The sequence below is a fragment of the Streptomyces sp. NPDC005648 genome (assembly GCF_040605395.1).
Classification (GTDB): domain Bacteria; phylum Actinomycetota; class Actinomycetes; order Streptomycetales; family Streptomycetaceae; genus Streptomyces.
In genome coordinates, this window is the sequence record NZ_JBEXCS010000086.1 from 1 (window position 1) to 11,444 (window position 11,444).

General features: G+C 70.3%; 9 protein-coding genes. 3 read left to right on the plus strand and 6 right to left on the minus strand.

Features of this window, described 5'->3' with window-relative positions; all coding sequences use genetic code 11:
• On the plus strand, positions 1-623 hold a 623-nt coding region (locus ABZT17_RS35240; RefSeq protein ID WP_356355151.1), incomplete at its 5' end, for an Hsp70 family protein.
• Between the two features lie 7 nt (positions 624-630).
• Here ABZT17_RS35240 and narJ read toward each other — a convergent pair.
• The 4 genes from narJ to ABZT17_RS35260 all read right to left on the minus strand — a co-directional run bounded on the left by narJ (position 631) and on the right by ABZT17_RS35260 (position 4,207).
• Positions 631-1,110, minus strand: a complete 480-nt coding sequence (narJ, locus tag ABZT17_RS35245; RefSeq protein ID WP_356355153.1) for a nitrate reductase molybdenum cofactor assembly chaperone — start codon at positions 1,108-1,110, stop codon at positions 631-633.
• Between the two features lie 270 nt (positions 1,111-1,380).
• Positions 1,381-2,187, minus strand: coding sequence for an SAM-dependent methyltransferase (locus ABZT17_RS35250; RefSeq protein WP_356355155.1), 807 nt, complete (start codon positions 2,185-2,187; stop codon positions 1,381-1,383).
• Positions 2,188-2,277: 90 nt separating this feature from the next.
• The gene (locus ABZT17_RS35255; RefSeq protein ID WP_356355157.1) at positions 2,278-3,141 is read right to left on the minus strand and encodes a helix-turn-helix transcriptional regulator; all 864 of its coding nucleotides are present in this window, start codon (positions 3,139-3,141) and stop codon (positions 2,278-2,280) included.
• 235 nt (positions 3,142-3,376) lie between these two features.
• Positions 3,377-4,207: a helix-turn-helix domain-containing protein gene (locus tag ABZT17_RS35260; RefSeq protein ID WP_356355159.1), complete on the minus strand. Its 831-nt coding sequence runs from the start codon at positions 4,205-4,207 to the stop codon at positions 3,377-3,379.
• A gap of 232 nt (positions 4,208-4,439) precedes the next feature.
• On the opposite strand from ABZT17_RS35260, the gene ABZT17_RS35265 reads away from it, so the two are divergent.
• Positions 4,440-4,745: a 4a-hydroxytetrahydrobiopterin dehydratase gene (locus tag ABZT17_RS35265; protein ID WP_356355161.1), complete on the plus strand. Its 306-nt coding sequence runs from the start codon at positions 4,440-4,442 to the stop codon at positions 4,743-4,745.
• A gap of 5 nt (positions 4,746-4,750) precedes the next feature.
• On the plus strand, positions 4,751-5,500 hold the full coding sequence (locus tag ABZT17_RS35270; RefSeq protein WP_356355163.1) for a class I SAM-dependent methyltransferase: 750 nt from the start codon (positions 4,751-4,753) through the stop codon (positions 5,498-5,500).
• 131 nt (positions 5,501-5,631) lie between these two features.
• Here ABZT17_RS35270 and ABZT17_RS35275 read toward each other — a convergent pair whose 3' ends face one another.
• Entirely contained in the window at positions 5,632-8,301 is a 2,670-nt protein-coding gene (locus ABZT17_RS35275; protein WP_356355165.1) for a cellulose binding domain-containing protein, read from the minus strand.
• 98 nt (positions 8,302-8,399) lie between these two features.
• Positions 8,400-11,318 carry a glycoside hydrolase family 48 protein gene (locus ABZT17_RS35280; RefSeq protein WP_356355167.1) on the minus strand — a complete coding sequence of 973 codons (2,919 nt, stop codon included), beginning with the start codon at positions 11,316-11,318 and terminating at the stop codon, positions 8,400-8,402.
• Positions 11,319-11,444 lie beyond the last annotated feature (126 nt).

Sequence of the window (11,444 nt, forward strand, 5' to 3'; positions counted from 1 at the left end):
GGGAGATCGCCGCGTACAACAAGAAGCTGGGCGTCTTCGACCTCACCGGTCTGCCGCCCGCCCCGCGCGGGGTGCCCCAGATCGAGGTGGCCTTCGACATCGACGCCAACGGGATCATGCATGTGTCCGCGAAGGACCTGGCGACCGGGCGTGAGCAGAAGATGACGGTGACGGGCGGCTCCGCGCTGCCCAAGGACGACATCGACCGCATGATGCGCGAGGCCGAGCAGTACGCCGAGGAGGACCGCAAGCGGCGCGAGACGGCCGAGACCCGTAACCAGGCCGAGCAACTCGTCTACCAGACCGAGAAGTTCATCCGGGACAACGAGGACCGCATCCCCGCCGACACGAAGTCCGAGGTGCGGGAAGCGGCGACTGAACTGAAGGGACTGCTGGAGCGGAACGCCGACACGGGCGAACTGCGCACCGGCGTCGACAAACTCGCCACCGTCAGCCAGAAGATGGGCCAGGCGATGTACGCGCAGGCCGACCAGGCCCCGGCGGACTCCGGCACCGGCACCGGCACCGGCACCGAACAGCACACCTCACCGCAGGACGAGGACGGCGTGGTCGACGCGGAGATCGTCGACGACGACCGGGACGCGAAGGGCGGGGCCGCGTAGGCCCCCCTCAGACGGTGGGCGGCAGGGTCGCGCACACCGCGTCCAGGACGGATGCGTACGGGGTGCCGAACTCGGTGAGGCGGGAACGGAGTTGTTCCAGCCCGGCGCGGTGCTCGGTGAGGAGTTCCGCGTCGCCGGTGCGGGCCGTGAACTCCAGGACCGCGGGCAGGAAGTCGGGGAGCTCCTCACCGGCGAACTCCAGCCCGGCCGCGCGGTAGACGTCCTGGAAGCGGGAGGGTGACACACCGCGCCGCCGGGTGTCGCCGTCCTGCCACCGGCTGAGGTAGAGGCTGTGCCGGTCCTTGAAGTCGAAGACCCGGACGTAGTGGGCGGCCAGCTCCTGGGGTGGCGTCACGGCCGCGTGGTCCACGAACTCCCGCAGTTGCGGGGCGGCTTCCCGCAGGAGGGGGAGGCGTGCGCGGAAGTCGTCGTCGGGGTAGGTCAGACAGAGCGCGGCCGCCTGGTACAGGACTGCGTCCGAGGGCATCAGATCTCCTTCGCTTCGGCGTCGGCCGTCCGTGCCCCGAGTCCCGGCCGAAGGGCCCGCCGCCGCCCATGCCGGGGCCGCCACAGTGACCGAGGCCGCAACCGTCGGAGGCCGCCCGCATCGACGCCGTGCGGGTCGGCGGAGGACGCACCGGGTATCCGCGTGTCGGTCACCTGTGTCGCTCCCTTGCTCACCCCGTGCTTCGACGCTAGGGGTGAGCGTGGGACCGCACCTGTTCAGACGCCCGTACGGGTGTACGGGGCCTCTCGGTCAGAGCTTGCGGGCGACTCCCGCGTACACCGGCACGACACCCTCGGCCTGGGCCTCCACGTCCACCGGCTCGGGGCGCCAGCCGTGGACCGGGATCACACCGGGCCCGAGCAGCTCCAGGCCCTCGAAGAAGCGGTGGAACTCGGGGAGCGTGCGCGGGTGGAAGGGGGTGCCGCTGCGGGCGAAGAGCTCCTTGGCCTTGGCCACGCCCTCGGGGGCGAGATCCGGGCTGACCTGGGAGAGGATCAGGAAGCTGCCGGGGGCGAGCACGTCGACGTAGCGCTTGAGCAGGCCGTACACGTCGTCCTCCTCGTCGCCCAGGTAGTGGGTGAGCGCGACCAGGGAGAGCGCGGTCGGCCGTGAGAAGTCCAGGGACTCCCCGGCCAGGCGCAGGATGGTGTCGGGGTCGCGGACGTCGGCGTGTATGTAGTCCGTACTGCCCTCGGGGGTGCTCCTCAGCAGCGCCTCCGCGTGCCGCAGCACGATCGGGTCGTTGTCCGCGTACACCACCCGGGACTCCGGGGCCGTCTGCTGGGCCACCTGGTGGAGGTTGGGCTCGGTGGGGATGCCGGTGCCGATGTCGAGGAACTGGCGGATGCCGGCCTCGGCGGCGGTGCGCACGGCCCGGTGCATGAAGCGGCGGTTGGCGCGCGCCCCGCGCACCACCGTGCCGTCGACGGCCAGGATGCGGCGGGCCAGTTCCTCGTCCACCGGGTAGTTGTCCTTGCCGCCCAGCCACCAGTCGTAGACCCGGGCGGAGTGCGGCCGGCTGGTGTCGATCTGCGGTGCGGCGTCGGATCCGGTCATGCGCTGTCTTCTCCTCGGGAAGTGGGCGGCGGGGTGGTGCCCTGCCAGGACGGGTGGGGTGCGGGTGGGCAGTGCGTGGGGATGGCGTGGTCAGAAGTCCTCGCGGTACTTCCGCAGGATCTTCTTGGTGCGCTGCGCCGACGCGGCGCGCGCGGTCATGTGGTCGAGGACCTCCAGGTGCGCGGAGACCTCGCTGCGCGAGTCCAGGTAGAGGGCGCCGGTCAGATACTCGGTGAAGACCATGTCGGGCAGCTCCGGCTCGCCGAAGCGGAAGAGCGTGAAGGGCGCGTACGTCCCCGGGTGCGGGCCGTCGCTGAACTCGGCGATCTGCACGGTGGCCCCGTCGCGCTCGGCGAACTCCAGAAGCCTGTCCAGCTGGTCCCGCATGACCTCGCCGCGGATGCTCACGGGACGCTTCAGCACGGTCTCGTCCATGATCACCCAGAGGTGGGGCGGATCCGGTCGGTCCAGGAGCTTCTGCCGGGCCATACGCAGGGAGACATGCCGCTCAATGGCCTCCGGGCCGGTCTGGCCGACCGTTCCCGCCTCCATCACCGCTCGGGCGTAGTCCTCGGTCTGGAGCAGGCCGGGCACGAAGTGCGGCTCGTAGGAGCGGATGATCCGGGCGGCGCCCTCCAGGCTGACGTACAGACTGAACCAGTCAGGCAGCACATCGTGGAACCGCTGCCACCAGCCCGGCTGATTGGCCTCCTCGGCCAGCCGGACGAAGGCCTCCGTCTCGTCGTCCGCGACGCCGTAGGTCTCCAGGAGCACCTGGACGTACGGGATCTTCAGCGCGACCTCGGCCATCTCCATCCGCCGCACGGTCGCCGGGGCCACCCGCAGGACCCGCGCGGCCTCCTCACGCTTGTACCCGGCCGCCTCGCGCAATTCCTGAAGGCGTTTGCCCAGCACCACCTGCCCCACGGTGGGCGCGGGCCGCCGCTCACTCACGCCACGCCTCCCCAAGGATCTGCCCGGCGGATCGGCCCGGCGTCGCGGGTCCGCTCGGCCGGTCGAGAGGCTCCCCACCTCGGGACCGGCCCGATCCGCCGGGCAGACCCACGCTCCGAAGTCCGCGCGAAGCAGTGTGTCATGTTCCGCTGTCGGTCTCACGTGTTCGGAGGTGAGGCGCTTGCCACGTGGGCCGTGGGGGCAGCGGGTCCCGGGCTGGGGCCCGCCCCCCCGCCTAGGGCATCAGCGACTGGAGGTACTTGACCGTCGCCGGGTCCGCCGGGAGGAGGGTCTCGATGGCCAACTCGGCGACCGTGACGTCCATGGGGGTGTTGAAGGTGGCGATGGACGAGATGAACGACAGCGTGCGGCCTTCGTGCTCCAGTTGCAGGGGGAGGGCGAAGTACGGGACGGGGGAGGCGGGTTCGGGGGCGTGGCGGGACTGGTGCACCGGGTAGGCCGCCACCTCCTCGTACAGTGCCCGCAGTTGCTCTGAGCGCTGCAGGGCGATCTGGCGCTCCATCTGGGCCAGCAGATGGCCGCGCCACTCCCGCAGGTTGCGGATGCGGGGCGCGAGGCCCTCCGGGTGCAGGGTCAACCGCATGGCGTTGAGCGGGGGTCGCAGGAGCGACTCGGGAAGGCCGTCCAGCAGCATCAGCACGCCGCGGTTGGCCGCGACCACGTCGTAGACCGCGTCGACCACGAGCGCCGGACAGGGCTCGTAGCCCTGGATCAGCCGCTCCATGCCCTCCCGCAGGGCCTCCAGCGCCGGATCGTCCAGCGGTGTCTCCGGGTAGTGCGGGGCGTAACCGGCCGCCAGCAGCAGGGAGTTGCGCTCCCGCACCGGCACCTCCAGATGCTCGGCCAGCCTCAGCACCATCTCCTCGCTCGGCCGGGAACGGCCCGTCTCGATGAAGCTGATGTGCCGGGCCGAGGAGTCCGCCCGCAGCGCCAACTCCAGCTGGCTGACCCGGCGTCGCTGCCGCCAGGCCCGCAGCAGCGGGCCCACGCCCCGGTCGGCGGGTGCGGTCGCGCGGGTGGCGGTTCGGGCGGCGGCAGTGGTCATACGTACGACCGTAGTCGAGGCCACGGGGCACGGCCCGGGCGTGGCGGCCGGAACCGGACCACCGGGGCCCGGCCCCGCGTCCGCGCAGGTGTCCCCGCCCCGCCCCCGGGCACCCTGTGACCAGGACCGCGGTCACCGACTGTGGCAGGCTGAAGAGGCACCCGCGGCCAGGAAGCCGAAGAGGCACCCGCAGCCGCGAAGAAGCACCCGCAGCTCAGGAAGGAGCGAGCTCATGCCCGTGGAACCGCTGTCCCAGAAGGAGATCGAGGACCGGCTGGCCGAGCTGCCGGGCTGGTCGGTCGAGGAGGATCGGCTCACCCGCTCCTACCGGCTCGGCTCGCACTTCGCGGCGACCGCCATGGTCGTGCACATCGCCCAGGTCCAGGAGGAGCTCGACCACCACTCCGACCTCACCCTCGGCTACAACACCGTCACCCTGGCCGTGAACACCCACAGCGCCGGCGCCAAGGTCACCGCGCTCGACTTCGGCCTCGCGACCAGGGTCGAGGAGCTCGCACAGGGACACGGGGCACACTGACGCGCGTGCTCGACTACGACAAGGAAGCCGACGCCTACGACGTGACCCGGGGCGGCGAAGCGCGGGCGGAGGCCGCCGCTGCCGCCGTCCTCGGTCTGGTCCCGGCCGGTGCCCGACGCCTCCTCGACGTCGGCTGCGGAACCGGCATCGTCACCCGTCGCCTCGCCGCGGCCCGCCCCACCACCCGGGTGACCGGCGCCGATCTGACGTACGGCATGGCCCGGATGGCCGCGGCCCGGCTGCCCGGCGCGATCACCCTGGCCGACGGCCGCGCCCTGCCCTTCCCCGACGCGACCTTCGACGCCGTCACCAGCGTCTGGCTGCTGCATCTCCTCGACGACCCGGAGGACGTCCGCGCCGTCGTCGCCGAGTGCGCCCGCGTCCTCCGGCCCGGCGGTGTCTACGTCACCACCGTCGACAAGGCCGCCGCCCACGACGTCGGCAGCGACATCGACGCCGTCCTCGCCCCGCGCCCGCGCCGCCCGGCCCCCGACGCCGGCCCGCTCGTGGAGGCGTACGCCGCCGCGCACCGCCTGTATCCGGTCGGGCGGGCCACCTTCCGGGGGCGCGGCCAGGGGCGCAGTCCCCGCCGCACCGCGGCCGACCTGCGGCGCGGCTGGTTCACCATGCTGCCGCCCGGCGACCCGCTCACCGAGCGGTTCGTCGCACGGCTGCAGGCCCTGCCCGACCAGGAACGGCCGCGCCCCGACCCGGAGTTCAGCCTCCGCGCCTTCAGGAAGCCGACGGCCGGCTGAGGTCCACGGCCCGGACGGCAGGCTGGGCACCTCCGCCGACACCCGCCTCCTGACCGCCTCGGGCGTCCACTCCGACCATCACCACGCTGCTCCACGACCCGCAGCGACCGACGGCGCGCCCTCGTACGTCGTCAGGTGACGGCGCAGGTCTGGTCACCCAGTTCGAACGACGTCGGTTTGGTGTTCGAGCCCGACCAGGTGCCCGTGAAGCCGAAGCCCACCGAGGAGCCGGCCGCCACGGTGCCGTTCCAGTTCACGTTCTTCGCGGTCACCGCCGTGCCCGACTGGGTGTAGTCGGCGTTCCACAGCTGGGAGATCTTCTGGCCGTCAGCGAAGCTCCAGCCGAGTGACCAGCCCGTCCAGGCCGTCGATCCCGTGTTGCTGAGCTGGACATCCGCCTGGAAGCCGCCCGCCCACTGGTTGGTGATCCTGTACGTCACCGAGCAGGCACCCGTGGGCGTCGGATCCGTGCCGCCTCCGCCGCCTCCGCCTCCACCCCCTCCGCTCGTGTCGGAAGTGTCGCCGTAGATGACGCCGCGGCCGTTCGTCGAGACGTACACCCGGCCGTAGACCCGCGGATCACCCGTGATCGCCGCGCCCGTCCAACCCCATTGGTGCGCGTCGTCGTTGATGCGCGTCCAGGTCACGCCCTTGTCCGTCGAGCGGAAGATGCCCCGGACCCCGCCGATCTTCGCGCTCGTGTAGAGGGTCTGGTACGACGCCCCCGTCGCCGCCTTCCCGAAGCCGATCGTGTCGGCCTGGTCGACACCGGAAAGCTTGGTGAAGCTCGTGCCGGCGTCGGTCGAGTGCCACAGGCCGTACGCGCCGTCGGAGGCGCCGCCCGCCAGCCACACATCGCCCTTCGTGCCGGGCAGCGCCTTGAAGCGCACGCTGTCGCCGCTCGGGAGCCCGGTCGCCGCGGAGGCGGTGAAGGTCGCACCGCCGTCCGAACTGACGTAGAACCTCCCGGACTTGAAGCCGTAGAAGGTCTTGGGGTCGACACGGTCCGAGGCGACCCTCGCGCCGGACGGGATACCGCTCGACGCCGACCAGGACGAGCCGAAGCCCGTCGTGTACTGCACGCCCGCGCCCTCCGGGCTCCACACGAAGCGACTGCCGTCGGACGAGGCCGCCACCGTCCCGCCGCCGCTCACCCCCGAAGGGTCCGTCCCCGCGAACCAGTTGGCGCCGTCGTCCGTCGAGAACGCGATGTGCGGACCCGAGTCGAGATCGCCGACGCGGACGAGGGTGGCGGGATTCGTCTCGGCGAAGTCGAGGCCGGTCGTGGTGGTGAAGGTCGGTGAAGTGAACATCATCGAGGGGACCTTGGTGAGATCCGTGTGCCGGAAACCGCCGATGTCTCCCAGAGCGCTGAGCAGCGGGGCTCCGGACGGCGGGGAGGCGAGGTCGTTCACCGCCGTCTCCTCCAGGCCCTGCACCATGGGCTTCACGGTGAACTGGCCGCCGCTGTCCCACGTGGTCAGGTTCTCGGTGCCGTAGAGCGTCGCGCCCGTCCCGTACATCATCCGGTCCGAGTTGAAGGGATCGATCTCCAGCGACTCGGTCATCCAGCCCAGTTTCGGGCTCTGTTCGGGCGGCGACGGGTTGGCGCCGAAGGTGAGCCAGGGGGAGGACGAGACGTCGATCGTGTAGCGGTTCGAGCGGTTGGGATACGAGGTGTAGTCCCAGGCCTTCGTCCAGGTCGCCCCGCTGTCCGTGGAGCGGAAGAGCTGTGTGTCCGGCCACCAGGAGCTGTACGCCGTCGCCATCACCGTGCCCGGGTGCTGACGGTCGACGGTGAGGCCGGAGAAACCGTAGTAGGTGTCGGCCTCCGCCACCGGGCTGATGTTCGTCCAGGTTCCGGTCGCGGTGGCGTACCGCCACAGCTGGCCCTTTCCGCCGTCGTACGGGCCGCCCTTGTCGCTGTAGGCGAGATAGAGGTAACCGTTCCTGGCGTCCAGCACGCCCTTGTGGGCCAGATAGCCCGTCGGCTGCCCGGCCAGCCGCGTCCAGGTCGCGCCCGCGTCCGTCGAGCGGTACACCGCGTTGTCCTTGTCGGCGACCCCGACGTAGAGGGTCTTCGTCGCGCTGCCCGAGGTGCCCGTCGACTCGTCGAAGGTGACCCACACGATGCCCTGGTTGTCGGAGGCGTACCCCGTCGTGTCGGTCGGGTCCTGCTGGTAGTTGCCGACATTCGGGAAGCCGGTCACCTGCGACCAGGTGACGCCGGAGTCCGTCGACCGCCACAGTCCCTTCCCGCTGGGCGCGCCCAGGTACAGCACACTGTCCTTGTTCGGGTCGATCGCAAGCCGCTCGCCCATGCCGCGGCCGGGCATGTTGCCGCCGAGCTTGAAGGGCAGATCGGTCTTCTGCCAGTCGGCGCCCCGGTCCGAGGAGCGCAGTACGGCGCCGTTCGTCGGGTCCCAGCTGTTGGTGTACGTCCCCACCGCCGCGTAGACCCTGTTGGGATCGACCGAGTCGGAGGCCAGGCTGACGACGCCGGTGTGCCCCCAGTCGTCCCAGCCGACCGAGTCGAGCAGCGGCGTCCATGTCTTCGTCGACTCCTGCCAGCGGTAGGCGCCGCCGATGTCGGTGCGGGCGTAGACGAGGTTCTTCTCGCTGCGGTTGAAGACGACCCCGGGCACGAAGCCGCCACCGTCGATCCGGGCGTTCCTCCAGGTGTACGTGTCGGCGGCGAGCGAGGTCTTCGCGGGGTGATCGGCCGCCAGCGCGGGCGGAGTGCCGGCGAGCAGCCCGGCGGCGAGGGCGAGGACGGCCGTGAGGATGCGGGTTCTTCGCACGGGGGGTCCTTTCCGGGAGGGGGGAGGAGAACGTGTGCCGGGCGGCCCCCAGTGCGGGTGGGGACCGCCCGGCATGTACGCGGAGCCTTAGCGGGGACTTATTCGAGGAGCTCCGCGTACGAGCCCATGGCGAGGGCTGTGTCCGCCTGGGCCCAGAACCGGTGGTACGTGAAGGAGGGCGCGGCGCCGCCCTTCAGGTAGCTCTCGATCTTCGACCACGCGGGGTCGTTCTTGTAGAAGGAGCGCAGGGAGGTGAAGGTGGAGGCGGAGTTGATCGCGTCGCCGTCGGGCATCTTGCCGTTGAAGGTGCTCGGGACGTAGACGCTGTCGTCGAAGCGGTTGTAGTCCGCCCGGGTCTCCGGGACGGCGATGCCCAGGCTGTCCTGGTAGTTGTTCCACATGCCGTCCAGGAGCGCCTTCGCCGTCGACTTGGCGGTGGTGTCACCGGACTTGGCACCGTAGTACGTCAGGGTCTTGGCGTAGGCGGCGGCCACGCCGACGTCGTTGGTGTAGTCGGCGACGGTGACGTGAAGTCCGCTGTTGGAGCCGGGACTTGAGGCGTTCCAGGTGTCGGGCTGGCCCGACCACTGCAGGGTGGAGGGGATCTGGTAGGTGCCGTCCGGGTTGATCGTGGTCTTGGACAGCGCCCACTTGACCCACTTGTCCAGGACCGCTTTCGCGGTCGCGTTGCCCGTCTGCTGGTAGTACTCGGCGACCCGCTCCATCGACCAGGCCTGGAAGCCGAACCACTGGTTGGAGGGCGGGTCGTGGTAGACGGGCTGCTGGTCGTAGTACATGCCGTAGAAGGTCGACGTACCGGCCGGCGGGCTCGCGTACCGGCCGGCCCAGCTGTTGGTCGCACCGCCCGCGATCGCGCCCTCGGACGACTGCAGCCACTGGTAGAACTCCAGCTGACGGGTCAGCGACTTGGACCAGTCGGCCGTACCCGTGGCCGACTTGGGCTCCAGGTCGGCGTAGGAGCTGAGCGCGTAGGCGGCCAGGGGGTTCTGGTAGCCGCCGTGGACATGGCTGGAGCCGATCCGCCAGGCCCAGCCCGCGCTGGTGTCGGTCGCGCCGCCCCAGGCGTAGTACCAGGACAGCAGATAGTCGGAGGCGTCCTTGCCGGTGCCGGCCGGGCAGGTCGACGGCCCGACACAGTTTCCGATCTTCTTGAAGTACTTGTCGTACATCGCGTAGCGCAGGTAGTCGCCCATCTTGGCCGCCTTGCCGACGGTGGCCGACACATCACTGCCCTTGCCCTGCTGCTTGGCCCACACGTCCGCCCAGTACGCGGCCTGCACCGCACGCGCGTCGGCGTCCGGGGCATCGGTGTACTTCCACTGCTTGGCGTAGGACGAGTCACCGGTGAACAGGTCGAGATAGCCGTTGGTGCCGCCGTACTTGAAGGCGTCACAGGTCGGCTGCGGAACCGTTTCCCACACCGATTCCTGCGGGCCGCGCTGGAAGGTGTTGATGTACGACGGCCCCTTCGCCGCAGGCCCGCCCTCGCAGGTCCCGCCCGGAGTGTCGCCGTAGCCGTAGACGTTGTCGACATCCTCCAGCCAGTGCATGCCGTAGACGTCGTCCGTGCCGTAGGTGCTCTTCAGCTCGCCGGCGATCGGGTCCGTACCGACCGAGACCGAGGTGTCGAGCTTCGCCGGATACTCGTTCGGGGTGTCCAGCTCGGGCGCGTAGGTAGCCGGTTTCGAGGCGTTGTAGAAGGAGTTGGTGGGCTGGTCGGCGTGGGTGGGGATCATGTACTTCTCCATGAGCGCCCACGCGGCGTTGAACTTGGACCAGTCACCGGTGACCTTGCCGTACATCGCCTGCAGCCACAGCAGATAGCTGTACGCCTCCGACGTGGTCTCATGCCCCTGGTCCGGCGCCTCCACGATCAGTGTCTCCACCGAGTGGTAGGGGATGCCGTCGGGCGAGAAGTAACCGTTTGCCGGGTTGGTGATCTTCCCGTAGAGATCCAGGAAACGGGCGTCATACGCCTTCGAGGCCGCCAGCTCCGTCACCGTGACGGCCGCCTTGGAGTAGCCGGTCGCCGTCGACTCGAAGGAGGCCGCCCCGGTCCCCGAGGAGTCGGCCGAGACGGTCACCGTCTGCCCGGTGTTCCAGTTGGACGGGGTGAAGGTCAGCGAGGCGCCCCCCGTCACGGACAAGCCGGAGTTGCCGCTCGCCCGGGCCGTGGTGACCGTCACGTTCGACGAGGGCTGCGACGACAGCTTCACCGTGAACGTCCCCGACTTGCCCTGCTGGACACCCAGTTGACTGGGCGAGGCGACCACCGCGGGACCCGAGGCGACCGTGATCCCGACCGGTGTCGACACCGCCGAGGCGCCCAGACTGTCGTACGCCTTCGCCACCAGGGAATGACTGCCCACAGTCAAGTTGGAGACGGACAGCGTGTACGGCGCGCTCGTGTCCGTGCCCAGCAGCGTCGTGTCGTCGTAGAACTCGACCTTGCCGATCGTCGCACTGTCGGCCGCCGCGGCCGTCGCGGCGAGCGGGACCGCGGCGCCCTGGGTGTAGACCGCGCCGGTCGCGGGACTGGTCAGCACGGCGACCGGCGGCTGATGCGCACCCGCGCAGGTCGTGCCGTTGACCGCGAAGCTCGTGGGGGCGGTGTTGGTACCGCTGTAGCCGAACTGCGCGCCCGTGGAGACGGCCGCGCCCGCGGCGATCGTCCCGTTGTAGCCGGCGTCCTTCACGGTGATCGCCGTGCCGGACTGGGACCAGGTGCCGTTCCAGCCGTTGGCGAGCTTCTGGTTGCCCGAGTAGGCGTACGTCAGGGTCCAGCCGTTGATGGGATCCGTACCGCGGTTGGTGATCGTCAGATCCGCGGTGAAGCCGGAACCCCAGTCGTTGGTCTTGTAGTCGACGCTGCACTGAAGTGCCGCCGCCTGGGCGGGAGTCGTGCCGGTGCCGAGCATGGTGAGCGGAAGCGCGAGGGCCGCCACGACGGCGGTCCACAGTCGCCGCGCGCGACGGCGTCTGCGTCTTGGTTGCATGGTGCTGGTTCCTCCTTGCGGCTCGAGCGAAGTGGGGGAGGAGCAACAAGCCTTGAACCAGTGGGAGCGCTCCCATAGTGGGGACGGGGGTGGGGGCGGTCAAGGTGCTTGAAGAGTCGAAATGAT